Annotated in this window: 20 protein-coding genes; 5 read left to right on the plus strand and 15 right to left on the minus strand. The window is 65.1% G+C overall.

What is annotated here, in order from left to right:
- Window positions 1-920: ABC transporter permease (locus tag C560_RS0109835; protein ID WP_026538078.1), on the minus strand; the 920-nt coding region annotated here is incomplete at its 3' end.
- A gap of 52 nt (window positions 921-972) precedes the next feature.
- Window positions 973-1,974: a substrate-binding domain-containing protein gene (locus C560_RS0109840; RefSeq protein WP_018774197.1), complete on the minus strand. Its 1,002-nt coding sequence runs from the start codon at window positions 1,972-1,974 to the stop codon at window positions 973-975.
- 246 nt (window positions 1,975-2,220) lie between these two features.
- Here C560_RS0109840 and C560_RS0109845 point away from each other — a divergent pair, with 246 nt between their 5' ends.
- On the plus strand, window positions 2,221-3,105 hold the full coding sequence (locus C560_RS0109845) for a sugar phosphate isomerase/epimerase family protein (RefSeq protein ID WP_026538079.1): 885 nt from the start codon (window positions 2,221-2,223) through the stop codon (window positions 3,103-3,105).
- A gap of 278 nt (window positions 3,106-3,383) precedes the next feature.
- Here C560_RS0109845 and C560_RS0109850 read toward each other — a convergent pair whose 3' ends face one another.
- The 3 genes from C560_RS0109850 to C560_RS0109860 are packed head-to-tail and all read right to left on the minus strand — an operon-like array spanning window position 3,384 to window position 8,291.
- Window positions 3,384-4,841, minus strand: coding sequence for an MFS transporter (locus C560_RS0109850; protein ID WP_442853157.1), 1,458 nt, complete (start codon window positions 4,839-4,841; stop codon window positions 3,384-3,386).
- Between the two features lie 32 nt (window positions 4,842-4,873).
- Complete coding sequence (locus C560_RS0109855) at window positions 4,874-6,877, minus strand: vWA domain-containing protein (protein ID WP_026538081.1); 2,004 nt, start codon at window positions 6,875-6,877, stop codon at window positions 4,874-4,876.
- Between the two features lie 25 nt (window positions 6,878-6,902).
- Complete coding sequence (locus C560_RS0109860) at window positions 6,903-8,291, minus strand: sigma 54-interacting transcriptional regulator (protein WP_026538082.1); 1,389 nt, start codon at window positions 8,289-8,291, stop codon at window positions 6,903-6,905.
- 53 nt (window positions 8,292-8,344) lie between these two features.
- On the opposite strand from C560_RS0109860, the gene C560_RS0109865 reads away from it, so the two are divergent.
- The 3 genes from C560_RS0109865 (at window position 8,345) to C560_RS0109875 (ending at window position 10,923) form a co-directional block, all read left to right on the plus strand.
- Window positions 8,345-9,010 carry an MSMEG_4193 family putative phosphomutase gene (locus C560_RS0109865; protein WP_026538083.1) on the plus strand — a complete coding sequence of 222 codons (666 nt, stop codon included), beginning with the start codon at window positions 8,345-8,347 and terminating at the stop codon, window positions 9,008-9,010.
- A gap of 1 nt (window position 9,011) precedes the next feature.
- Entirely contained in the window at window positions 9,012-9,725 is a 714-nt protein-coding gene (locus C560_RS0109870) for an SCO1664 family protein (protein ID WP_231494306.1), read from the plus strand.
- 106 nt (window positions 9,726-9,831) lie between these two features.
- On the plus strand, window positions 9,832-10,923 hold the full coding sequence (locus tag C560_RS0109875; protein WP_026538085.1) for a type I restriction endonuclease: 1,092 nt from the start codon (window positions 9,832-9,834) through the stop codon (window positions 10,921-10,923).
- A 740-nt stretch (window positions 10,924-11,663) separates the two neighbouring features.
- Here C560_RS0109875 and C560_RS0109880 read toward each other — a convergent pair.
- From C560_RS0109880 to C560_RS0109925, 10 genes are all read right to left on the minus strand, one after another.
- Window positions 11,664-12,092, minus strand: a complete 429-nt coding sequence (locus C560_RS0109880; RefSeq protein WP_026538086.1) for a VOC family protein — start codon at window positions 12,090-12,092, stop codon at window positions 11,664-11,666.
- A gap of 47 nt (window positions 12,093-12,139) precedes the next feature.
- Complete coding sequence (locus tag C560_RS0109885) at window positions 12,140-13,003, minus strand: sugar phosphate isomerase/epimerase family protein (protein WP_026538087.1); 864 nt, start codon at window positions 13,001-13,003, stop codon at window positions 12,140-12,142.
- Window positions 13,004-13,474: 471 nt separating this feature from the next.
- The gene (locus C560_RS0109890; RefSeq protein ID WP_155855766.1) at window positions 13,475-14,710 is read right to left on the minus strand and encodes an MFS transporter; all 1,236 of its coding nucleotides are present in this window, start codon (window positions 14,708-14,710) and stop codon (window positions 13,475-13,477) included.
- Between the two features lie 187 nt (window positions 14,711-14,897).
- Window positions 14,898-15,563: a flavin reductase family protein gene (locus tag C560_RS21505; RefSeq protein ID WP_081801666.1), complete on the minus strand. Its 666-nt coding sequence runs from the start codon at window positions 15,561-15,563 to the stop codon at window positions 14,898-14,900.
- 207 nt (window positions 15,564-15,770) lie between these two features.
- The gene (catA, locus tag C560_RS0109900) at window positions 15,771-16,619 is read right to left on the minus strand and encodes a catechol 1,2-dioxygenase (RefSeq protein WP_026538089.1); all 849 of its coding nucleotides are present in this window, start codon (window positions 16,617-16,619) and stop codon (window positions 15,771-15,773) included.
- A gap of 167 nt (window positions 16,620-16,786) precedes the next feature.
- Window positions 16,787-17,065: a muconolactone Delta-isomerase gene (gene catC, locus C560_RS0109905; protein ID WP_026538090.1), complete on the minus strand. Its 279-nt coding sequence runs from the start codon at window positions 17,063-17,065 to the stop codon at window positions 16,787-16,789.
- 53 nt (window positions 17,066-17,118) lie between these two features.
- The gene (locus tag C560_RS0109910; RefSeq protein ID WP_026538091.1) at window positions 17,119-18,219 is read right to left on the minus strand and encodes a mandelate racemase/muconate lactonizing enzyme family protein; all 1,101 of its coding nucleotides are present in this window, start codon (window positions 18,217-18,219) and stop codon (window positions 17,119-17,121) included.
- Entirely contained in the window at window positions 18,216-19,127 is a 912-nt protein-coding gene (locus C560_RS0109915; RefSeq protein WP_026538092.1) for a LysR substrate-binding domain-containing protein, read from the minus strand. Before C560_RS0109915 ends, C560_RS0109910 begins: the two co-directional genes overlap by 4 nt.
- Window positions 19,128-19,721: 594 nt before the next feature.
- On the minus strand, window positions 19,722-21,764 hold the full coding sequence (locus tag C560_RS0109920; RefSeq protein ID WP_026538093.1) for an ABC transporter ATP-binding protein: 2,043 nt from the start codon (window positions 21,762-21,764) through the stop codon (window positions 19,722-19,724).
- On the minus strand, window positions 21,761-23,503 hold the full coding sequence (locus C560_RS0109925; RefSeq protein ID WP_026538094.1) for an ABC transporter ATP-binding protein: 1,743 nt from the start codon (window positions 23,501-23,503) through the stop codon (window positions 21,761-21,763). The genes C560_RS0109920 and C560_RS0109925 overlap by 4 nt, the downstream gene beginning before the upstream one ends.
- 213 nt (window positions 23,504-23,716) lie before the next feature.
- Between C560_RS0109925 and C560_RS0109930 the strand changes: the two genes are divergently transcribed.
- Window positions 23,717-24,079: a VOC family protein gene (locus C560_RS0109930; RefSeq protein ID WP_026538095.1), complete on the plus strand. Its 363-nt coding sequence runs from the start codon at window positions 23,717-23,719 to the stop codon at window positions 24,077-24,079.
- Window positions 24,080-24,105 lie beyond the last annotated feature (26 nt).

Below are 24,105 nucleotides of genomic sequence, written 5' to 3' on the forward strand. Positions count from 1 at the left end.
AAGATGAACGCGCCGATCGCGCCGCCGATCGCCGAGCCGTAGCCGCCGGTGAGGAGGCAGCCGCCGATCACCGCGGCGATGATGTAGAGGAACTCGTTGCCCACGCCCTCACCGGACTGCACGGTGTCGAAGGCGAAGAGGTTGTGCATGCCCAGGATCCAGGCGCAGAACCCCACGGCCATGAACAGGCCGATCTTGGTGGCCTTGACCGGCACGCCCACGGCGCGGGCCGCGTTCGCGTCCCCGCCGACCGCGAAGATCCAGTTCCCCACCCGGGTCCGCATCAGCACCCAGGTCGCGACCGCGACGAGCGCGAACCAGTAGAACACGGTGATTTTGATGTCGACGTTGCCGATGGTCACCGAGGAGGCGAAGACCGCCCGGGCCGAGGCGAAGCCGTCCATGGTCGAGATCGAGGGTGAGGACACCGAGCCGCCGATCAGCCGGGTCAGGCCCAGGTTCAGGCCGGTCAGCATCAGGAACGTCGCGAGGGTCACGATGAAGGACGGCAGCTTGGTCTTGATCAGGATCCAGCCGTTGATGAACCCGACGGACAAGGACACCACCAGGGCCAGGCCGACGCCGACCCAGACGTTCGTGGTGAAGTACCAGCTGAACAGCGACGCGGTCAGCGCCGAGGTGATCACGGCGACGCCGGTGGAGAGGTCGAACTCCCCGCCGATCATCAGCAAGGACACCCCGACGGCCATGATCCCGATCGTGGAGGAGCCGTACAGGATGGTCGCCAGGGCACCGGGCTGGGTAAAGGTCGGGGACACCAACGCGAAGAAAATGAAGAGGACGATCGCGCCCACCAGGGCACCGACCTCGGGACGTCCGAGCAACTTCTGGAACGGACTGCGCTTGGCGACGCGCTCATCGGGCGCCGCTGACTCTGTCTTGGTCTGGGTGACGGTCATGATAATTCTCCTAGCTGCCGGGCCGGCCAGGGCCGACCCGGCCAGCGGACTGTTAGCGGATACCCTGCTCGGCGAAGGCCAGGACATCAGCCGCATTGGACTTGTCGATGACCGCAGGACCGGTGTAGACCTGCTGGCCCCCGCCGACCTTGAAGCCGCCTACTTTGCTCAGCCAGATGGCGTCAACGCTGCCGTAGCCCTGCAGATAGGGCTGCTGGTCCACGGTGAATTCCACAGTTCCGTCTTCAATGGCCTTGGCCAGCTCACCGTTCAAGTCAAAGGATGCGACCTTGACCTTGCTTCCGGATTCCTTGACGGCTTTGACAATCGTCAGCGTGAAGGGGGCGCCGAGGCCGACGATGGCGTCGGCATCCGGGGTGGACTGGAGCTTCGCGCTGACCGTGGAGGAAACTGATGTCATATCGGCACCGTTGACATTCAGGATTTCCGTGCCGGGGACGTTCTCCTTCACTCCGGCGCAGCGGTTCTCGAGGCCCACGTGGCCCTGCTCCTGGATCACGCAGATCGGGTGCTTGATGCCCTCGGACGCGAGCCGCTGTCCCACCGTTACGCCTGCGAGTTTGTCGCTCTGGCCAAAGTGGGTGAATGCGCCGATGGCTTTGCTCTGGTCTTCACCGGCATTCATGCTGACCACAGGGATACCGGCGTCCACCGCCTTCTTCACCACGTCCGTGAGCGCTTCGGGCTTGGCGAGCGTGAGGACAATGCCGTCCACTTTCTGGTCAATGGCCTGCTGCACGAGCTGCGACTGGCGGCCGCCTTCAGCGTCACCGCTGTACAGGAGGTCCACGTTGTCCTTTTTCGCGGCGGTTTCGGCGCCCTTGCGAACGATGTCCCAGAAGGTGTCGCCTGCAGCGGCGTGGGTGATCATCGCGATCTTGATGCGGGGGGTGTCCACGGCCTGGCCGCTTCCCCCGCCGGCCGTAGCGGCCGAATCTGCGGGCTTGCCGCCGCTGCTCGAACATGCCGCCAGCGCCAGAAGCGGAACGACGGCGAGTGCTGTAACGCCCCGCCGCCAAGTGAAGTTTGCCACGTGAAATCTCCTTTGATTCGCGCCATTTCGGCCCTCGGAACGCTTCTGTGTCATGCCGTGGCATGACGGAAAACGGAGGCCGCCGGTTTGTGAACGATTGTGATCCACCTCTCAGGATGGAACGTTCCAACCATAGATTGAGGTTATTCCGAATGTCAATGGAACGTTCCAACAAATTGTGGTTTCATTCTTACATCGCACTGACCGCTTCCGGCGGCAGCCCCGGATTTGCTTCAAAGGAGAAGAATGACCAACCCCCATGCTCCGGAACTAGTCGCGTCCTGCTGGACCAGCGCCGGCGCCGTGGCGCCGCTTCAGGTCCCCGAGACCAGTCCAGTGTCCATCTCCGACCGCATCGAAGCCATCGCCTCCACCGGATGGTCAGGCTTCGGGCTCGCCCATGACGACCTCGCCGCAGCGCGCTCAACCCTGGGCTTTCCTGCCCTGCGGAGCCTCATCGACGACGCCGGCCTCCGCCATGTTGAAGTTGAGCTCCTCTCCGACTGGTGGGACAAGAGCCTCTCGCACCGGTGGCGGCCCCAGTTCGACCTCCTCCTGGAAGCCGCCGAGACACTCGGCGCAAAGTTCATAAAAGTCGGAACGACTATCGGCGAACCCTTGGATGACCTCGATTTCCTGGTGGACCCCCTCCGCCGCCTGAGCGCTGAAGCCGCGCTTCGCGGGACGCGCATCGCTCTGGAACCGATGCCGTTTTCGATGGTCGGATCAGTCCCGGCCGCGGCGGACCTCATGCGAAACGTCGACATGCCCGGCTGCGGGCTGGTCGTCGACTACTGGCACGTCTTCCGCGCCGGAACCTCCTTGGACGAGTTGTCCGGCAGCCTCGAGGCGCATCAGATTTTCGGAGTGGAACTCAATGACGCGGACGCGGACATCCGAGGCTCCCTCTTCGAAGATACCCGCGACAACCGACGCCTCTGCGGACAGGGCGACCAGGATGTTGAAGGGTTCATCCAGACACTGAAATCTATTGGCTTCAACGGTCCCTGGGGCGTGGAAATCCTGTCCGAGGAACATCGCGCCCTCCCCGTTCGGGAGGCGCTGCGGGCGGCCCATGAAACGGCGCTGGCGTGCTTCCCGGAGGAACCCGCGCTTCGCAGTGAAAAATAAGGTTCACCTGCAGCCGATTTGGTCGCCCTTGGTGGGGGAAATTGTGGAAATACGCCTCGGAGACAGAATCGTACGAACAGGCAGGGTCGACGGCGTGACATCTGACGATCAAATACTGTGGATAGCCGCCGACGGCGCCGAGCCGCGCTCAATGTTCGAACGCGCCCACGACTATTCGGTTTGGATCGAATACAGATGGGAAACAGCGTCCGCTGAATCTGTTGGACGGTGACCACCGAGGCCGCGGCCAGGCGCTCAGAGCAAGACCATGGAAGACGTCATCCGCTGCTGGATGACCCGCGCGCGGCGGCCTGGACCTGCTTGATGGGTTTTGTGGCGGGCATGCCGAGAACGGCGGCGACTGTGAGGACTGCGGCGATCATGACGGCCAGGAACACGGCGGATGACGCCGCCACGATGGTCCGGGGATCCGTGTCGCCGTGCGGGGTGCCGGCGTAGACGGCGTTCGCTATCGCGCCGAAAACGGCGACGCCGATGGAGCTGCCGATCGACCGGGCGAAGAGGTTGGTGCCGGTGACCACGCCGCGCTCGTTCCATTCGACGCTCGTCTGGGCGGCGATCAGGGTCGGGGTCGCGACCAGCCCGAGCCCGAGCCCGACGATGAAGCAGCTGCCTGCGACCAGCGCAACGTTGGGGGCGGAGGCGGTGACGGCCAGGACCGCCGTGCCGATGACGGTGACCGTGATGCCGATCAGGGCGGTGTTCCGGAACCCGATGCGCAGGTACAGGCGCCCCGATTGGGACGCACTGATCGGCCAGCCGATGGTCAGGGCCGCCAGGGCGAGCCCGGCCACGATCGGGGAGGTCGAGAGGGCTCCGACCAGGAACGTCGGAACGTACGAAGTGATGCCCAGCATGACCGCGCCGACACCGAAGGCGACCATCGCCGTCGTCGCCAGCAGCCGCCTGGACACCACCCACGGCGGCAGGACCGGCTCCGCCGCCCTCCGTTCGACGAGGATGAACGCGACGAACAGGAGGGCACCGCCGGCGAACACTGCGTCGCTGATGGCAGAGTCCCAGGCCCAGGCCTGGCCGCCCTCGAGCGCCCCGAGAATGAGCAGGGTGAGCGAGACTGTGAGCAGCCCCGCGCCCAGATAGTCGACCCGGTGCTTTACGTGTTCGATGTTCTCGTGGAAGGACCGGACCAGCATCCACCCGGCCACCAGGCACAGCGGGATGTTCACGAGGAAAATGCCGCGCCAGATGCCGAGTGAGGCAAACACGCCCCCGAGCGTCGGGCCCACCACCGAGGAGACCGCCCACACGCTCGCCAGGTAGCCCTGCACTCTTGCCCGTTCGGCCAGGGTGTAGATATCGCCGGCGATGGTGATGGCCATCGGCTGGACCGCACCGGCGCCCAGGCCCTGCACCACGCGGAAGGCGATGAGGACCGGCATGCTCCAGGCGACGCCGCACAGGATCGAGCCGAGCAGGAACAGGCCGATTCCGATCAGCATGATCGGCTTGCGGCCGATGGTGTCGGAGAGCTTCGCGTAGACCGGAACGGACACGGCCTGCGCCAGCAGATAGGCGGAGAACAGCCAGGGGAACGACGTGAACCCGCCAATGTCGTGCACGATCGCCGGCACGGCTGTCGCCACCACGGTCGCGTCGATCGCCACCAGCCCGGTGGAGAGCATCAGGGCGATGAGGACGGGTCCGCGTTTGGAGCGGAACCCGACTCCCTCGGCAGGCATGGTGGTCACGTGCATCACTCCCGGTGCGGTGGTCTATTGAGCAGCGTCTATTGGGCCCAGTCGGCGTCGTCGTAGGGGCGTCCGCGGAAGTGGGCGCGGAGGTACTCCCCCACCACGGCCGCGCCCAGGTCCCCGGCCTCGGGCGCCACCACCCGGCCGTCGATCCGGCGGGCCATCCGCTGGACGAACCGTTCCAGGGACGGGTCGTCGCCGAGCCGGAAGAACGTGGCCTGCGTGCCGGCCCGGGCAAGGCGGTCCAGCTCGGCGACCGTCACGCGGATGGTCTCCGGGTCCGGCGGCCAGCAGAACCAGGACTCGCCGTCGGCCAGCAGGTGCGCGGTGGGTTCGCCGTCGGTCACCACCAGGAGCACGGGCTGCATCGACGGGTGCTGGCGGAAGAACCGGCCAGCCAGCAGCAGGCCGTGATGCAGGTTGGTTCCCTGCTCCCGCAGGGCAGGCAGGGCGGTGAGCTCGCCAATGTCCATGGTCTGCGCGTAGCGGCCGAACGTGATCAGCTGCAGCCGGTCCCCGCGGAACCGGGTTGAGACGAGGTGGTGCAGGGCGAGGGCGGTGCGTTTCATGGGCACCCAGCGCCCCTCGGCGGCCATCGAGAAGGACACGTCCGCGAGCAGGACGACGGCGGCCTGCGTGCGCGCCTCCGTCTCCGTGACTTCGATGTCGCCGACGGCGAGGCGCAGTCCGCGACCAGGGTCACCGCCGTCGGCGATGGTGCGGCGGATCGCGTTGGTGATGGTGCGGGTGACGTCCCACGGTTCGGCGTCGCCGAACTCCCACTGCCGACTGGAGCCGGTCTGCTCCCCGGCCGCCCCGGCGACGCGCGTGTCCCGGCGGCCCTGCCGGCCGGAGAGCTGCTTGGCGGTGTCCCGCAACAGCGACCTGCCGAGCCGCCGCATGGCCTGCGGGGACAGCCGGAGATCGCCGTCGGCCCCGCGCTGGAGGAAGCCGCCGTCCTGCATGGCCCGCTCGATCTCCGCGAGGGTACGGGCCGACACGGCGGCATTCTGTCCCAGCTGGCGGGCGAGGGCGTCCAGGTCCAGGTCATCGAGGCGTGACCCGCTGTAGGCCTGGGAGAGCTGCTCGGCCAGTCCGTCCAGCTCGGCGATGTCCTGGAGCACGCCGGTGCCGTCGCCGAGTCCGAGCCCTTCCTCGCCCTCGAAGCGTTCGGAGCCGGTCCAGTCCTCGCCGGGGCGCAAAGCCTGCAGGTTGGCATCGAGTTGGCCCAGCTGTGCCATAAGCTCGGGCGTGCCGAACGCCTGGGCGGAGAGCCGCATCAGCTCCTCGCGCTGCTCGGCGGACATGGACTGCAGGAGCCGCTGGGCTGCGGCCGCGCGCTGGGCGAGCGCGTCCACCAGCTCCTCGACCGACTGCGGGTTCTCCGGGAAGAACTGTCCGTGTTTGGCCATGAATTCCTGGAAGTCCGCGTCGGTGTCCTCGCCGCGGCGGTGTTTGCCGAGGAGTTCGTTGAGGTCCTGCAGCATCTCGCTGACGGCGGCCCGGTCCTCCTCGGTGGCACCCTCGAGCGCCTCCTTCATGCCGGCGAACCGCTGGTCCAGGATCTCGCGGCCCAGCAGGTCCTTGATCCGCTCGTAGGCCTCCCGGGCGGTGCTCGACTGCCAGTCATAGGAGGCGAGCTCGTTGACCGCCGCCGCTGTGGAGCGCGGCAGGTTCTGCAGCTGCATCTCCCGGAAGGCACGGTCGGTGTTGTCCATCATGGCGTCGCGGGCGAGTTGCTTGCGCTCCTCCAGCACCGCAGTCTCGAGCAGTTTCTGGACTTCGTTGAGGGTGCCGTCCAGGTTGTGCCGGTCCAGCAGTTCACTGCGCCGCTGCTGGACGCGGCCGGCGAGGTCGTCAAGGCCTTCCCGGTTCCGGCCGCCGCGGCGCAGGAACTCCTGGAGGGCGTGCCGGGGCGAGTAGCCGGCCATGACGTCCTCGGCGACGGCGTCCAGCGCCTCCGCCAGGTCCACCGGCGGGGCGAGCGGGTCCGGTCCTCCCGTGTACCGGCCGTACCTGGACCGGTTGTGAGCGGTCATGAGGCCTCCTTAGCCGTAAAGCTGCCTACCCGTAGATCGTCTCCTCGTCGTCGGACTCCTTGGAGATCCGCCGGGCGAGGTAGAGCCCTTCCAGTGCAAGTTCGACGGCGGCGGCGCGCTGCCCGTCGTCTTCCGCGCCCAGGCGCTCACTGATGTCGTCGTAGAGGCTGGAGCCGTTGAGGGACGGGAGGTTGTGGAGGAACTCCCGCGCGGTGACCAGCTCCCCCGTGGTCACCGTGGCGTGGCCGTCGAGCGCGGCCACGAGCGGACCCATGTCCAGGCCGTGGAAGTGCGCCCGCACGGCTTCCGCGGTGGCCATGCGCAGGAGGTGGTCCAGGACGTCCTGTTCCCGCCCTTCCTCACCGGATTCGAACTCAATCTTTCCGGCCAGGACGTCCACGGCGGCGTCCAGGTCAATGATCCGGGCGACAGCCTCGTCCTCGCCGCGCACGCTGGCCCGGCGCAGGGCCGCCGCGGCCACGGTTTCGGCACCGGCGATCGCGAACCGGGCGGACACTCCGGAGGTCTGGTTGACCGCCGGCGACTGCCGCAGCGCCCGGGTGTAGCGGGCCAGGATCTCGAGGATGACGGGCGGGACGCCGGCCACCAGCTGCCCCTCCTGCCGGATGACGGCGACCTCGTCGTCGAGCTCGATCGGGTAGTGGGTGCGGATCTCGGCGCCGAAGCGGTCCCGCAGCGGTGTGATGATCCGGCCGCGGTTCGTGTAGTCCTCCGGGTTGGCGGACGCGACCACCAGGACGTCCAGCGGCAGCCGCAGCACGTAGCCGCGGATCTGGATGTCGCGTTCCTCCATCACGTTGAGCATGGAGACCTGGATCCGCTCGGCGAGGTCGGGCAGTTCGTTGATGGCGATGATTCCGCGGTTGGAGCGCGGGACCAGCCCGTAGTGGATAGTTTCCGGGTCGCCCAGGCGGCGGCCCTCGGCCACCCGCATCGGGTCGACGTCGCCGATCAGGTCCGCGACGGAGGTGTCCGGCGTCGCGAGCTTTTCGACGTACCGTTCCGAGCGGTGCCGCCACGCCACCCGCAGCCGGTCCCCTTCAGTGAGGGCCAGGGCGCGGGAGTGCTCCGTGATGGGGTCGTACGGGTGTTCGTTCAGTTCCGAGTCCTCGATCACCGGCGACCACTCGTCCAGCAGCCCGGCCAGGGTGCGCAGGAGCCGGGTCTTGCCCTGCCCCCGTTCGCCGAGCAGGACGACGTCGTGCCCGGCCAGCAGGGCACGCTCGAGCTGGGGCAGGACAGTCCGGCTGAACCCGTACATCCCGGGCCAGGGGTCGCGGCCGGCGGCGAGGGCAGCGAGCAGGTTGTCGCGGATTTCGCGGCGCAGGTCCTTGTGGACGTGGCCGGAGGCACGCAGTTCACCAACAGTGAAGATATCGGGGCGATCACTCACTCCTCCACCGTAGACCTCGCGCCGGGCCAAGGCACCCCCTACGCTGAAACGTGATGACTGCAGCAACGCCTCGACCTTCAGCGGAGTCCCCACAGCAGGGCACGCTCCTGCTTCTGGTGCGCCACGGGGAAACGCCGACGACGGGCACGGTGCTGCCGGGACGGGCGCCGGGACTCCACCTGTCCGACCGCGGCCGGGCCCAGGCTGAACGCGTCGCGGAACGGCTCACGGGCTTGTCCGTCGACGCCGTCTATTCCTCGCCCCTGGAGCGTGCCTGCGAGACGGCGGAACCGACGGCGGCCAGCACCGGACTGGAACTGAAGCACGACGACGGGCTGCTCGAATGCGACTTCGGCGAGTGGACCGGATCCCCGATCGCCGACCTGGCGGCGTTGCCTGAGTGGCAGACCGTCCAGCACAACCCGTCCGCCTTCCGCTTCCCGAAGGGCGAGAGCTTTCCGGAAATGCAGGGGCGGATTGTCGGAGCGATGGAGGCGCTGTGCGCGTCCCATGTTGGGGGTGTGGTCGTGTGCTTCTCCCACGCCGACCCCATCAAAGCCGCCGTGGCCCACGCCCTGGGGACGCCCCTGGACCTCTTCCAGCGCATCGTGATCAGCCCGGGCTCGGTCTCCGCCATCACGTTCGTCGAGGGCCAGGATCCTGCCGTACTGATGGTGAATTCGACTTCGGAACCCCTCAGCGGGCTGAGGACGCCGTGAAATGGGGCAAGCCGTGTCCGGCCGGGAGCTGACACTGCTCACCGAGGGCAGCATTGAGCTCCTGGGCCTCATCCCGCGCAGCAGCAACCAGACGTTCCTGGTCCAGGTCACCTGCGGCGAAGACGAGGGATACGCGGTCTACAAGCCGGAGGCCGGGGAACGGCCGCTGTCCGACTTCGAGCCCGGGCTCTACAAGCGGGAACGTGCCGCCTACCTGCTTAGCGAATCGCTGGGGTGGGGCTTCGTCCCGCCAACAGTGATCCGCGAGGAGGCCCCGCTGGGCGTCGGGTCCCTGCAGTGGTTCATTGAGTGCGACTTTCAGGAGCACTACTTCACCCTGTTCGAGGACGCCCCTGAGACCCACGGGGAGCTGGCCCGAATTGCCCTGTTTGATTACGTCGCCAACAACACCGACCGCAAGAGCGGCCACGTACTGCGCGGCGACGACGGCCGGATCTGGGGCATCGACCACGGGCTGTGCTTCTCGGCAGCTTTCAAACTGCGCACCGTGATCTGGGACTTCGCCGGCGAACCCATCCCCGATGCCCTGCTCGGGGACATCGCCCCAGTCGCGGAGGCCGTGCCTGCCGAGCTGGTTGAACTCCTCGACGACGATGAGGTCACCGCCCTGCAGCACCGCGTGCAGCGCCTGCTGCAAGGACGGGTCCTGCCGGTTGACCGCACCGGCATGCGCTACCCCTGGCCGCTCGTGTAGGCGAGCTGCGATCCCCAGTCTCAAAGCCACCATCTACAGCTCCATTCATCAAATTGGCACAGGGCTGCGCTACCGTTGGTTGCACTATCAATTCGTAGGGGGACAAATGGAGTTTGCAGAAAAACTTTCGGCTTTGGCAGCAAAGGTGCGCCAGCAGCGAGGTGTGATCCAGACGGAAGAGGCAACAAAGAATGCCTTTGTCATGCCTTTCATTTCCACAATTCTTGGCTATGACGTCTTCAATCCCATGGAAGTAGTTCCGGAGTTCATCGCGGATGTGGGTCTCAAGAAGGGCGAGAAGATCGACTACGCGATCGTCAAGGACGGCGAGGTGCAGATCCTGATCGAGTGCAAGAAGTCCTCGGAACCCGTGAAGATCGAGCACGCATCTCAGCTTTTCCGGTACTTCGCCGTCACTAACGCCAGAATCGCCATCCTCACTAACGGCGAGGTGTATCAATTCTTCACGGACCTCGATGCACCGAACCGCATGGATGCCAAGCCGTTCCTTGTGCTCGACTTGAACGACATCGACGAATCCCTGATTCCGGAGTTGCAGAAACTGTCCAAGGACGTCTTTGATCTTGATTCGATCATCAGCGCGGCCGGCGAACTGAAATACATCGGCGAACTCAAGAGAACCCTGGCCGCACAATTCAAGGAGCCGGAGGACGAGTGGATCAAGTTCCTCACCGGTCGCGTGTATACGGGCCCCTACACCCAGAAGGTGCGTGAGCAATTCACCGCGCTAGTGACCAAAGCGTCAAAGCAGTTCCTGAACGACCAGGTGAACGAGCGGCTGAAGAAGGCCCTCGGCGCCCCGGCCTTCCCCCAAACTGACGATGCAACGGTGGCTGCCAGCGTCACCAGCGCACCCGTGGCCGAAGCGGACCTGGCCGAGGCTGACGGGCTGGAGACAACGCTGGAGGAAATCGAGGGGTACCAGATCGTGCGGGCCATCGTCTGCAGTGAAGTCAAGCCCGCTCGCGTAGCGCAGCGGGATGCCAAGTCCTATTTCGCGGTGCTGCTGGACGACAATAACCGCAAACCGATCGCGCGCCTGCACTTCAACCGGACCCAGAAGTACATCGGAATTTTCGACGACAACAGGGAAGAGACGCGGGTTCCGATTAACTCGCTGGAAGAGATCTACGAGCACACGGAAGCACTCCGTGCGAGCGTAAAGAGTTACCTGTAGGAGCCGAAACTGGCGTCCAGGGCTATTTGATTTCTTAAAGCCAACCGGGCGACGGTGGGACCTCCCACCGTCGCCCGCTTTCCCTAATTGCCACTCCCTTTGCCGTATTGCCGGACCTCGGAGTCACGCGTGGCCAGCCGCAGCTACGAGTCTCTGGCGGCGCAGCGAGAGCGGCCGCGAGCCCATTTGTTTCGGCGGAGTCCGCGAGGAGGTTGCCGGGTATCTGTGCGCCGCATTGAGGAACTAACCGGATAGCAAACGAGGCTCACCGTTATTCGTACCCTCCCCTGTTTCAGGGACCCCTGACGGAATGATCTCGATCACGGTCGACAGCAGAAAGCTGTCCGATGTCCCGGGGCGGGGCAGTGAGGTTGTGTGAGCTAGGTGCCCGGGTCGTCACCACGTGCGGAGTACGACCTCGAATGCGGCCGCAAGCCGGTTCGGGCTACAGCGCCCTTAGAACCCTTGAGGATTTTGAGGCCAACGGACTCCATCGCGGCACACTTTAAACACCTGCTTAAACACCTGCGTGGCGAGACGGGCGGCGCGTAGCCTTGAGGGGGCATGTCCACTCGAGCAGAACGGATTTTTTGAAGGCCTTGACGCGAAGACCACGGTCGCGAGATTCCGTGGTCTTCGCGCGAGTGCGCATGGGCTTCGGCACCTGATGACCGGTCGACCGGCCATCAGGTGCCGAGTCACGCACTTGCCCTTTGCCTGCAGACGAGAATTTGCCTCTCTTAGTCGAGTACCTCGACGAGCTCGAGAATGTTTCCCTCCAGATCCCAAAAGTGTGCACAACGCATCTTGAGTTCGTCGTAGTCGGCGACATCCCAAGCGAACTTCACGTCGCGAAGTTTGAGCTCTGCAACGGAGGCGGCGCAATCGTCCACGGTGAAGGCCATGTGGAACGGGCCATTGTTAATGGCCATGCCGGGCGGGTCACCCCACTGGGTTGAAGACGGCGAGGATTCCTTCATCGAGACAAGCTCAAACGAGAATCCATTGACAGTCACGATCCGGACGTGAGCGTCAAGCTCCTCCGGGTCCCAGGCTCCGGTTACCACGGCGCCGAGCTTCTCCTGGTACCAGGCAATCATTGCGTCCATGTCGCGCACGGAGATCGCATAGTGGTGGCCGCGGGTGACCTCGCCAAGCGGGTATTGCATTCGACCATTGCTGGACATAGTTGACTCCCTACAGTTCGGTGGGTGGATTAGGCGAAATCAGCGCTTCGCTTGAGTACATCATTCATTGCGGTGAAACCGATCGTGGCTGCCTCCTCGACGGGGCGCAACCAAACGTCATGCGGCGAGAAAAGCTCTGCGTCCGCCCAGGTGTTGTAGCCGTGCTTGCGGAGTGCACCCAGGATTTCCACAGTTGGGGATGCGCCCGTGCCGGGCACCAGGCGGTTGGGGTTGCCGGCAGGCGCGCGGTCACACACATGCAGACCGATGACGCGATCGCCGTGAGCCTCGATGTCCTCGAACAACGTGGGTGAATCGCCCGAATGCCACGTGTCGATAAGAATGCCAACGGCGTCCGCGACCCCTGCATCGTCGATAATGTGGGCCGTCTCAGAGATGGACTGACCCAGGGTGTGGATGATCGATGGGTGGATCGGCTCGATCGCGATTCGAACCCCGCTTTTGGTCGCCACATCCGCGATGCGGCGCAGGCCATCTCGCAGCGCAGCTTCTGCGGCTCGAGCGCTTTCGAAGCCGTCCGGCGAGCCAAACGACACAGTCACGGACGAAGGCTTGTACGGTCCGAGGCGCCGGACGGCGTCGCAAATCTGCCGGATGCGGGTCTCGGTGTCCTTGGGACCTTCGAAGTCGATGCCCTTCCAGTCTCCCTTCGGCAACACCACTCCTTGCAAGGGCAGGATCGAGAGGACGCTGACGATGCAGTTCGACACCTCGAAGCCGTACTTGTCCAGCAGTCGGCGGTTGTTGTTGTCGTCCTCGGGCAGTTTCATCTCCAGAAGGCCAATGGCTTCGAAGCCCGCTGCTGCATATGCGGGCAAATCCTCTTCGAATGTGGCTTGCATGGTCGAGATCTGGTTCATGGCGGGTTTCATGCTGAGACTTCCTTTCGCGGGGCCGCTAGGGGCCCGTGGTGGTGAACATAGATCAGATGTACGCAGTGTGAGCAGAACAGGTGATGGGCGCCGTCCCAGGGTTGGACAGGGCTGGCCACCGATGCTTGTGAGCTGAACTTCGACGTCCCTACGAGGGTCGGTGCCATGCACCGTCATCCGTGTTCGTCGGCGGCGCGGCCTTCGAACCGGGAAGACGTGTCGAACGACCACGTGACTCACATCGCGCCCGAGCCGCTCGACACGTCTTCCGAGGGGCTACCGTGTCACCAATGGACCGCTTTGAGCCTCGAGGATCACTGGCGACGAAGGTGCCGCCCACCAGCGCGTATTCCTTGTGCCTAGTAAGGGCGCTGAGAAAATCCTTCGCATCGCTTGGCCCCTGTGAGATCCGACTGAACGAGAACGGAACAGCTGCTGACACACGTTTCTCTTTCGTTCTGCTTGACGTAGTTATAGTGCGACGACGTAAGAGTCAGGGTCGGGCGCTGAATGCACCTTTTTGGTTGCGATGACCAGCATGATGGCGCAGAGAATCACTAGCGCCGGAATCACCAGAAAAGCCAGGAACGTGCCGGTGACGTCCGACAATGCCCCCAGGACGATGGGGAAAGTACCGATCGCGATGCCCTGTCCAATCGAGATGCGCGACTGCGCCTTGGTTTCCTCTCCCGGAGAGACTGAAAACAAAGAGGCAGCTGTCAAGGGCTGCAGCGGGCCGATCCCCAAGCCAGCGATGAAGAGTCCTACGATGGCAACGAGAGGGACGCTCGCAGTCCAGAAGATAAGCCATCCCAACGCAGTAACGGTGAGGGCAACCAGCAGCAAAGGCCTGAGCGTCCATCGGGTACTGAGTCGCGATGAGATCGATCGGGCAATCAGTTCACCCAGAACGAGCGCGGAGGCCGAGGACGCGGCTGCCCCCAGACTCATGCCCGCACGCTCCGAGAAGAGCGCCGGAACCCAAAACAGGGTGGAGAACTCCAAAGCGATACCGCAAATGCAAGCCACCCAGAGGAGCCAGAATACGCCAGTGGTTTTCGATGGGCGGGCTGCCGACGGGTGAGAGGCGTTTCGCGGGCGTCGCCCGTCAAGTGCACCTACTCGTGGCATCCCCGCCAGGAAGAGGCATGCGATCACAAGGAGCACAATGGTTGTGGAGATGCCGACCCTCCATCCCCATCCCGCCGAGATACTCAGACCAACGAGGAACGGTGATGCCAGGCCCGCGGCCGCCCCAATCGCGGCGCCCTCACTCAACGCGGCTGGAGCCATGGCCTGGTGATGCACTGCCAGGCCCGGGAGCACTGAGGCGATAATCGACTCAGCCCCGAAAGCACACACAAAGGTCGCCGCGACAGTCAGAGGGAAGGAAGAACTCAAAAGGAGCCCAATGAGGCCAACGGTGAGGATGGTGCTCGCAGAAAAAAGAACCCTCTTGCGTCCCAAACTGGCTGTGGCTCGGTTGATCGCGAGTGCCCCCAGAATAAGTCCCAAGGCGAGAGCCGGTCCTATCAGCCCCGCCTGCCCATTTGAGATCTTCTGCTCTTGGGCGATGATCGGAACACATGGAGAGAATCCAAGCATGAACCAACCAAATGTACAGAAATAGGCATATAGCGAATAGGTGACGCGGCTTCTCACGAATTTAGGTTTAGGGGAAACCGCGACGATGGGTTCAGCGGACATTGCCTGCTCCTGCAATCGTGTGGATTGGTTTCGTCATTGTCTAATCTCCTTTGATAGCAACAAACTTCAGAATCTGGATGAAAAGGATGCCCAATCGGACATGACTTTCATGCCCGATGGCGCAAGGCTGCACGAACCATCGGAACGCCTTATGCAAACGTCTAGAAAGTGCGAATTGTGTTTCCGGCTACAAGGACTTGTCCGTCGCTGCCATACGGCAATGAATCGACGAACACCGACAAGCGTCCGGCCGTCCTGGCGCAAGGAATCCCGGCTGGGGACTGTGCATCCGTTTGAAAGTACTGGAGCCGGCGAACCAGCCCGATTCGGGAGCGTCGGCGGGGTGGCCCCACGGAGCACCCCCGACCAAGCGCCCCATCTCGCGGAACTTCCCGTCGAAGAACAGGAGCGGCTGGCGATCGGTGATGTCCATAGCGATGACCTCGCCCACCACGATGATGTGGTCGCCGCCGTCATAGATGTTCCAGGGCCTGCATTCAAGCGTCGCTGCATTCTTCAGCAACACCGGAACGTTGCCGGCGAGGGCCCACTCGGGCTCATCGTCCAGCACCTTGCCGCCGAAGTGCAGCGCGACGTCCATCTGCTCGAGCGAGAGGATGTTGATCGCGAACGGGGCGCCTTCGAGGTACCGGGCGGCCCGCGAAGTACGTGTCAGCGTCACTTGGGCCAGCGGTGGGTCCAGGGACACCGCAGTGAAGGCGTTGACAGTGGCACCGTGCGGGACACCGTCGGCCGTGCGGGTGGTGACCACAGTGACTCCGGTGGCGAATCTGCCGAACGCGTGCCGCAGGTCGAGGTTATCAACGCCGCCTCTGACTGTTCCCTGAGTCATCGACGTCTCCTGTCTGGTGTGAGGTTGTGTGAGCACTGAATGCTGCCTGGCTTCATGGGGCAGAGGGAGCGTTTTTGGCAGCGCGCCATCGCGGCATGTCTGCTGGATGGATCGACGGCGGTACTGTGCCGCCGTCTGCGATGTTTGGTTAGGCCCGGGGGCCGCCCCCGGGCCTAACAAGCGCCAGTCCTGGAACTGGTAGCGGGCTTAGTCCTCGGGGTCGAGGATGAAGTCGTAGGTGACTTCGCGGCCCTGGCCGTCGGCACGCCGGGTGGGGGCGAGGATGAGTTCGGGTTTGACGGCGGAAGCGATGTCGTCGACGACGTGCTCGCCGCCTTCGAAGTAGAGCTGGGTGGTGATGGGCTGGTGCCCGGGAGCCGAAACCTTGAAGTGCAGGTGGGCGGGGCGCCAGGCGTGCCAGCCTGCCGCAGCGATGAGCGCCCCGCAGGCGCCGTCGGTGGGGATCTGGTACGGCGCCGGCTGCATGGTATTGATCTCGAAGTTGCCCTCGGCATCGGCAATGATGGAGCCGCGGAGGTTCCACTCCGGCAGCCCGGGGGCGAACTGGGAGTAGAAGCCCAGGTCATCGGCGTGCCACAGCTCGATCAGCGCACCGGCCAGCGGTTCTCCGGCGACGTTCTTCGCCTGGCCCTGGAACAGCAGCGGAGTGCCGGGCTCATCCTCACGCATCGGCAGGGTGGCCGGAGTGTTCTGCGTGGGCGAGTCCGGGATGTAGTACGGACCCTCGATGGTGCCCTTGGTCCCATGCCGGTTGGCATTGGCGACCTCCTCAACCGAGTGCTCCACCCAGACGTCCAGGAACAGCGGCCATTCGCCGGTTTCGCCGACGCTGATGAGCCAGGCCTTGAAGGCGTTGTACTCGTCATAGCTGACCTTCTCGTCAAGCACGATGTCGTTGATCGCCTTAATGAGCCGGCCGGCGAGGGCGTTGACGCGCTCCTGGCTCGTGCCGGCGCCGATTTGCTTGTTTTCCCGGAAGCGGGCGGTGGCCCCCGCGCCCGAAGCGGCCGCAGTGGCCTGGGTTTCCGTCGTCATAATGACTCCTTCGTCGATTCACGGTTCGGGTTCCGGACCGTTGTGCTCTGCACTGTGCTGTGCATCACGTTCCTTGTGGTTTCAACAGTAGGCCCGGAATTTATTGATGAGAAATACCCATCTGTCACTGATTGAGAGCCGGGGTATATGAATCCGAATCCGACCGGCTACCCGATGGCAGAGGGGTGCTTGGCCAGCGGCGTGACCTTGATGTCCATATACGGAAACAGCGGCAGGCCTGAGAGGATGGTGTGCAGCTCGTCGTTGTCTGCGACGTCGAACACCGAATAGTTGGAGTACTCGCCCACGACCCGCCACAAATGCGCCCAGCGCCCATCGTGCTGGAGCTCCTGGGAGTACTCCCTCTCCTCCGCCTTGATGGCGTCGGCGCGTTCTTTGGGCATGTCCAGCGGAATATCGACGTCCATGCGGACCAGGTACAGCATAAAGTTTCTCCTTGCGGTGTGGGGTTTCTGAGGGCAGGTGCTGGCGGAGAGGCCTAGTCCTGACGGTACTTCTGCAGCTTGTCGGCATCGATGACAGCACCGACGCCGGGGACCTCGCGGACACGGATGGCGCCGTCGTTGATTTCGAGCGGTTCCGCGAGCAGGTCGTCCGTCATGTCCAAGTAATTGGAGAGCTCGCCCGCCCGCCTGGAGCTGGCCTCGAAGGCCGCCCCGAAGGTCACGGTGGCGAGGCTTCCGACCTGGGTGTCGATCTGGTTGCCCATCGTGACATCCACGCCCAAGCCCTCGCAGAGGCCGAGGATCTGCTGGGCCTCGGTGAAACCGCTGCGCGCGGTCTTGATACAGATGGCGTTGCTCCCGCCGGAGAGCAATTCCCTAGACACGTCGCCCAGACTGGCAACACTCTCGTCACCGACGATCGGAATCCTCGAGTGCTGGACCAGCCGGCGCCGTCCCATCGCCTCGGCGGCATCGCACGGCTCCTCCAGCATGGTCAGTCCCAGGCCTTCGGTCCGGCGGAGCACCTCCATGGCCTCGTTCGCTGTCCACCCGCGGTTGGCGTCGAGGTATATCTCGGTGTCCGCACCGAGGCCTTCCCGCAGCACATGGCAGGCCTCGACGTCCAGGGAGAGCGGGCGCCGGCCAACCTTGAGCTTGAAGGTGTTGATCCCATACGTCTCGCGGAAGCGCAGCGCTTCCTCAAGGAGCTCGCCGGCGGGCTTGAAGCCCAGCATGTGGGAGACCCGCATGCTGTCGGTGAAGCCGCCCAGCAGTTTGTGCACCGGGGTACCGAGCGAGATCCCGACGACATCCCACAGCGCTATGTCGAGGGCGCCCTTGGCTGTGGGGTTATGGACTGTGCGGCGCAAGATTTTCTGGACCTTGGAACGGTCCAGGGGGTCCAAGCCGATCAGTTGCGACGCGAACACTTTGGTGACCACCGAAATGATGGAGTCCTGCGTTTCGCCGTAGGTATACGGGCGGGGAGGCGTATCAGCCACTCCGCAGATCCCAGTGTCCGTATGCACCCGGATCAGTACGTGTTCCGCGGCCGTGACCTCTCCACTGGCGAACTTCAGGGGCCGGGCGTAGGGGATGGAATAGGGGATGGCCTCGATACGTGCGATTTTCATTCGGAGGTGTCCTTTGCGGCGGCTGCTGGCTGTGAGGTGGCGAGGGCGTCGAAGAGGCCCAGAAAGGTCCGGATCAGCGGGGTCACATTGTTCCGGTTCCATGCGACGGCGAGGTCAACCGGCGGCGGGTCCCGGAGCGGGCGGAAGGCGACGCCCTGGAAGGAAAACATCCGGGAGGTCATGGGCACGAGTGCGACGCCCATGCCGGCGGCCACGAGCGAGAGCAGGGTGGATGTTTCCTTGGACTCCTGCACCAGGCGAGGCTGGAAACCGGCCTTGCGGCAGGCTTCAACGGAGATGGTATTGACTACGGAGTCCGCGGAATAGCCGATGAAGTCCTCGGCGGCCAGATCGGTGATGTCCAGCGTGCCACGCTCCGCGAGGGGCGAATCGGCGGGCAGAGCCGCCACCAGCTGGTCCTGTTCAAGCAGCCTCAGGATGACCTCGTCGGAGCGGACCGGGGGGCGGAGGACTGCCACGTCCAGCCGGCCCTCTTCAAGTGCAGCCTCCATCTGTGGTGTCAGCATCTCGCCTTGCACAGTGAGCCTGAGCCCTGGGAGGGTCCGGCGTGCGGCCTGAACGATGCTGGGCATCAGCCGGTACGTGGCGGTTCCGGTGAAGCCGACCCGGATCACGCCGGTGGCTCCTGCGCCAACCTGTTGGACGTCCTCCACGAGCGCGCCGAGGTCCTGCAGCAGCGCGCGTCCGCGGTCCAGCAGGACCTGCCCGGCCGGGGTGAGCTCAACCTTGCGCGTGGTGCGCAGCAGCAGGGGCGTGCCGAGCTGCTCCTCGAGCTGCCGGATCGCCTGCGACAGCGGCGGCTGCGCCATGTGCAGGCGGAGGGCTGCCCGGCCGAAGTGCCTCTCCTCGGCCACGGCAATGAAGTACTTCAGGTGCCGAGTCTCCATTGACGCTCCTGGCAGATCGAGGCAGGGCCCGGTGCCATGCATGCTCAGACCAGCTTAGGAGCCCAGATTAGTAAGGGGGAAATACCCATTTCGGATCCATTAGGACGAATCCGATTCTAATCTGAGCGATGTCAAGCGCATCTTGTCCGTGTTTCCGAAGACTGTCGTCATCTACAGCCGGAATTCGCGGTTCCGACAACCTCGAAGGCTGGTTCTGCGCACCTGCAGAGACGCCCCACGCGGTGCTCGTATGGTCAAGACACGCTCTGTAAGGGCCCCGCTGCACTGGGGCGCTTTTGAGACCGCTCCCCCACGTCGTGACCACAACGAATCGGAACCCATGCTTCCAACAGGTCCGGCGACGGCACCGGCAATTTTCCCCACAGACTGCGGGACAAGGGTGGTTCGAGAGGCAACGTCACTTAGCCTAAAGCAGCCCAAGTGGCACGAAGTGTTGGGCCGTGGCCTTGTGCGCTCATCAAAGCGCGACGCCCTGCGCAGGGGCCAGCCACCGATAGCGGATATTACGTAAAGCTGATCCGCCCAATAGCGAACTACCGATCTCGTCCTGAGCCCGACGCTGGAGATGTTGTCTCAGACCTCCGCCACCGGAGCCGCGAACTGCGCCGCATACAGTGCGGCGTACGCCCCACCGGCCTCCAACAACGAAGTATGCGTTCCCTGCTCCACGATCTGGCCGGCTTCCATCACCAGGATGAGGTCGGCGTCGCGAATGGTGGAGAGCCGGTGGGCGATAACAAACGAAGTCCGGTCGGACCGCAGCGCGCTCATGGCCTTCTGCACCAGCACCTCGGTCCGGGTATCCACGGAAGAAGTTGCCTCGTCCAGGATCAGCACGGACGGGCGGGCCAGAAACGCCCGGGCAATGGTGAGCAGCTGCTTCTCGCCGGCGGAGACGTTGGAACCCTCGTCGTCGAGCACGGTGTCGTAGCCATCCGGCAACGAGCGGACGAACCGGTCCACGTACGTCGCCCGCGCCGCCTCCAGGATTTCGTCCTCCGAAGCGCCGGGCCGGCCGTAGCCGATGTTGTCCCGGATGGTCCCGCCGAACAGCCAGGTGTCCTGCAGCACCATGCCCATCCGCGAGCGCAGCTCGTCGCGGGTCATCGCGGTGACGTCCACGCCGTCGAGCGTGATCCGCCCGGCGTCGAGCTCGTAGAAGCGCATCATCAGGTTCACCAGGGTGGTCTTGCCCGCCCCGGTCGGGCCCACAATGGCCACGGTCTGGCCCGGCTCGGCCACCAAGCTCAGGGAAGAGATCAGCGGCTTGTCCGGCGAATAGGAGAAGGACACGTCCTCGAACACCAGCCGCCCCCGGCCGCCGTCGGGCGCCTCAACCGGCGACGGATCCGGCGACTGCTCGTCCGTGTCCAGCAGCTCGAACACCCGCTCGGCCGAGGCCACGCCGGACTGCAGCAGGTTCGCCATGGACCCCAGCTGGGCCAGCGGCTGGGTGAACTGCCGGGAGTACTGGATGAACGCCTGCACATCTCCCAGCTGCATCGCCCCGGAGGCCACCTGCAGCCCGCCCACCACCGCGATCCCCACATAGACCAGGTTCCCAATGAACGTCATGGCCGGCATGATCAGCCCGGAAATGAACTGCGCGCCGAAGCTCGCCTGGTACAACTCCGCGTTCTTCTGCCGGAACCGCTCCTCCACCTCGCGCTGCCGGCCGAACACCTTCACCAGGGCGTGCCCCGTGTACGTCTCCTCGATCTGCCCATTCAGCTCACCGGTGTGCCGCCACTGCGCGACGAACAGCTTCTGCGAGCGCTTGGCGATCACCGCCGTCGTCACCAGCGTCAGCGGAATGGTCACCAGCGCAATCAGCGCCAGCGTGGGCGAGAGGAGGACCATCATCACCAGCACCCCGGCCACGGTCAGCACCGAGGTCACGGCCTGGCTGATGGACTGCTGCAGGCTCTGGGAGATGTTGTCGACGTCGTTGGTCACCCGGCTGAGCAGCTCGCCGCGCTGCACGGAATCGAAGTAGCGCAGCGGCAGCTTATTGATCTTCGCCTCGATCCGCTCGCGCAGCCGGAAGACCGTGCGCTGCACGACGCCGTTCAAGATATACGCCTGCATCCAGCCAAACACCGAGGCCAGCACGTACAGCACCAACGCCCACAGCAGCACGGTGGCCAGCGCGGTGAAGTCGATCCCGGCGCCGGGGGTCAGAGTCATGGCGCTGAGCATGTCCGCCTGCTGGGTCTGCCCGGCGGCGCGCAGCTGGGCGATCACCTGATCCTGGGTCTCCCCGGGCGGCAGCTGCTTGGACACGACGCCGGCAAAGATCAGGTTGGTGCCCTCGCCCAGCAGCCGGGGCCCGATCACCGAGAACGTCACCCCGACGACGGCGAGCACCAGGACCAGCACCAGCCACAGCCGCTCGGGCCGCAGCTCCCCCAGCAGCCGCCGGGCGGACGGGCCGAAGTTCATGGCCTTCTCGGCCGGGATGTTCATCCCGGCGAACGGGCCGCCGCGGCCGGGTCCACCCGCCGGCCGGGGAATCCGCAGCGGCGTTTGCGCCGCAGGAGCCCCGGGTGCGCCGGGTGCCCCGGGGGTAGGAGCGGCGGCGGGGGCCGGCGTCGGCGCCTTGTCGGTGCGGCTCATGCTGCCTCCTCCGCTGCGAGCTGGGAGTTCACAATCTCCTGGTAAGTCTCCGACGCCTCCAGCAGCTCCTCGTGCGTGCCGTGCGCGACGATCCTGCCGCGCTCGAGCACCAGGATCTGGTCCGCGTCCACAATGCTGGAGACCCGCTGGGCGATGATCACCATGGTGGCCCCGGCGGTGTGCTGCTTGAGCGCCTGCCGCAGCCGGGCGTCCGTGGCGGTGTCCAGCGAGGAGAAGGAGTCGTCAAAGATGTACAGCTCGGGCTGTTTCACCAGCGCCCGGGCAATCGCGAGCCGCTGCCGCTGCCCGCCGGAGACGTTGGTGCCGCCCTGCGAGATCGGCGCATCCAGCCCGCCCTCCAGCTCCTCCACGAAGCCCTCCGCCTGCGCAATCCCCAATGCTCGCCAAAGCTCATCCTCGGTCGCGTCGGGCTTGCCGTAGAGCAGGTTGCTGCGCACCGTGCCGGAGAACAGGTAGGGCTTTTGCGGGACCAGGCCGATGTGTCCCCAGAGCAGGTCCGGGTGGAGCTCGCGGACGTCCACGCCGTCAATGCGCACCGACCCGGAGGTCGCGTCGAAGAGCCGCGGCATCAGGTTCACCAGGGTGGTCTTGCCGGAGCCGGTGCTACCGATGATCGCCGTCGTCTGCCCCGCCCGGGCGGTGAAGCTCACGTCCTGGAGCACCGGCTGCTCGGCGCCCGGGTAGGCGAACCCGACGCCGCGCATTTCCAGCTCGCCGCGCGCCGCCCGCCCGGCCGCGCGCGACACCGCGTGCAGCGGTGGCCGGACGCTGGATTCTGTCCCGAGCACCTCGCCGATCCTGTCCCCCGACACGGCCGCGCGCGGGATCATGATCGCCATGAAGGTGGCCATCATGACGGACATCAGGATCTGCATGAGGTAGCTCAGGAACGCGATCATGGTGCCCACCTGCATGGACCCGTCCTCGATCCGGAACGCGCCGAACCAGATCACGGCCGTACTGGAGACGTTCAGCACCAGCATCACGGTGGGGAACGCGAGCGCCATGAGCCGGCCGGCGCGCAACGCGGTGTCCGTGACGTCCTCGTTGGCGCGGGCAAAGCGCGCGGTCTCCACGTCCTCCCGGACGAAGGCCCGCACCACCCGGATGCCGGTCAGCTGTTCGCGCAGCACCCGGTTGACGGTGTCGATCCTGGCCTGCATCAGCCGGAACAGCGGCACCATCCGGATAATGATCGATCCCACCGCGGCCAGGAGCACGGGGACGCTGACGGCGATCAGCCAGGACAGCTGCAGGTCCTGCCGGATGGCCATGATCACCCCGCCGATGCAGAGCATGGGCGCCGTGACCATGAGCGTGGCGGACATCAGGACCAGCTGCTGGACCTGCTGGACATCGTTGGTGGAGCGGGTGATGAGACTCGGCGGGCCGAACCGGGTGACTTCCTGCTCGGAAAACGCCGCCACCCGGCTGAAGATGGCGCCGCGGACGTCCCGGCCCAGGGCCATCGCGGCCTTCGCGCCGAAGTACACGGCCGCGACGGTGCAGGCGACCTGCAGCAGGGTGACGGCCAGCATCAGCCCGCCGACGCGCAGGATGTAGTCCGTGTCTCCCGTCGCCACGCCCTGGTCGATGATGTCCGCGTTCAGGGTGGGCAGGTACAGCGAGGCAATGGACGCCGCCAGCTGGAAGACGACGACGGCGAACAGCAGCCGCCGCTGCGGCCTCAGGTATTCGACGAGCAGTTTCCAGAGCATCCGGTCTCCACTTCATGCGGCACAGACTGTTTCACACAGAACGATGTGACGGTCAGTTTACGTCCGGCCGCCGGGAGATAGCTGGGTTCCTCTCAGGGCGAATCCGGGGCGGGCCTGCGGCGATGCCCAGGTGCTGGGTTTGCGCGCCCGGCCGGACTGTTAGCCGGGCGGGTTTGCTTGCCGCACTGGAGGCTCGGGTGTAGCTTGATGCGGATGCTGCGCATTGGCTCAATCGTCATCCGGGTGGACAACCTCGAACGCCAGATGCGTTTCTGGCAGGCCGCCCTGGGCTACGAGCCGCGGTACGCCCCCGACGGCGACTTTGTGATCCTGCAGCCGCCGGGCGGCGTGGGCACCTGCGTCTCCCTGGACCGCGTCCCCGCGGCCGTCCAGATTCCCCCGCGCCTGCATCTGGACCTGTACGCGGACGACCAGGACGCCGAAGTGCAGCGCCTCTTGGCCCTGGGCGCCACCCGGGTGGAGTGGAGCAAGCGGCCGGCGGACGCGGACTACGTGATCCTGGCCGATCCGGAGGGCAACAGGTTCTGCGTGGTGGACACCGCCGGGAGCCCTTGAAACCTGTTGCCTGGCGGGGAACGGTG

The organism is Arthrobacter sp. 9MFCol3.1 (assembly GCF_000620385.1).
Taxonomy (GTDB): Bacteria; Actinomycetota; Actinomycetes; order Actinomycetales; family Micrococcaceae; genus Arthrobacter.

Excerpts from the sequence above, each read along its gene's own strand:
- C560_RS0109885 (WP_026538087.1), bottom strand. The coding sequence starts at position 13,003 with ATGAAACCCGCCATGAACCAGATCTCGACCATGCAAGCCACATTCGAA.
- C560_RS0109870 (WP_231494306.1), top strand. The coding sequence starts at position 9,012 with ATGGGGCAAGCCGTGTCCGGCCGGGAGCTGACACTGCTCACCGAGGGC.
- C560_RS0109880 (WP_026538086.1), bottom strand. The coding sequence starts at position 12,092 with ATGCAATACCCGCTTGGCGAGGTCACCCGCGGCCACCACTATGCGATC.
- C560_RS21505 (WP_081801666.1), bottom strand. The coding sequence starts at position 15,563 with ATGACTCAGGGAACAGTCAGAGGCGGCGTTGATAACCTCGACCTGCGG.
- catC (WP_026538090.1), bottom strand. The coding sequence starts at position 17,065 with ATGCTGTACCTGGTCCGCATGGACGTCGATATTCCGCTGGACATGCCC.
- C560_RS0109920 (WP_026538093.1), bottom strand. The coding sequence starts at position 21,764 with ATGAGCCGCACCGACAAGGCGCCGACGCCGGCCCCCGCCGCCGCTCCT.
- C560_RS0109865 (WP_026538083.1), top strand. The coding sequence starts at position 8,345 with ATGACTGCAGCAACGCCTCGACCTTCAGCGGAGTCCCCACAGCAGGGC.
- C560_RS0109915 (WP_026538092.1), bottom strand. The coding sequence starts at position 19,127 with ATGGAGACTCGGCACCTGAAGTACTTCATTGCCGTGGCCGAGGAGAGG.
- C560_RS0109875 (WP_026538085.1), top strand. The coding sequence starts at position 9,832 with ATGGAGTTTGCAGAAAAACTTTCGGCTTTGGCAGCAAAGGTGCGCCAG.
- C560_RS0109925 (WP_026538094.1), bottom strand. The coding sequence starts at position 23,503 with ATGCTCTGGAAACTGCTCGTCGAATACCTGAGGCCGCAGCGGCGGCTG.
- C560_RS0109855 (WP_026538081.1), bottom strand. The coding sequence starts at position 6,877 with ATGACCGCTCACAACCGGTCCAGGTACGGCCGGTACACGGGAGGACCG.
- C560_RS0109845 (WP_026538079.1), top strand. The coding sequence starts at position 2,221 with ATGACCAACCCCCATGCTCCGGAACTAGTCGCGTCCTGCTGGACCAGC.
- C560_RS0109910 (WP_026538091.1), bottom strand. The coding sequence starts at position 18,219 with ATGAAAATCGCACGTATCGAGGCCATCCCCTATTCCATCCCCTACGCC.
- C560_RS0109930 (WP_026538095.1), top strand. The coding sequence starts at position 23,717 with ATGCTGCGCATTGGCTCAATCGTCATCCGGGTGGACAACCTCGAACGC.
- catA (WP_026538089.1), bottom strand. The coding sequence starts at position 16,619 with ATGACGACGGAAACCCAGGCCACTGCGGCCGCTTCGGGCGCGGGGGCC.
- C560_RS0109890 (WP_155855766.1), bottom strand. The coding sequence starts at position 14,710 with ATGTCCGCTGAACCCATCGTCGCGGTTTCCCCTAAACCTAAATTCGTG.
- C560_RS0109850 (WP_442853157.1), bottom strand. The coding sequence starts at position 4,841 with ATGCACGTGACCACCATGCCTGCCGAGGGAGTCGGGTTCCGCTCCAAA.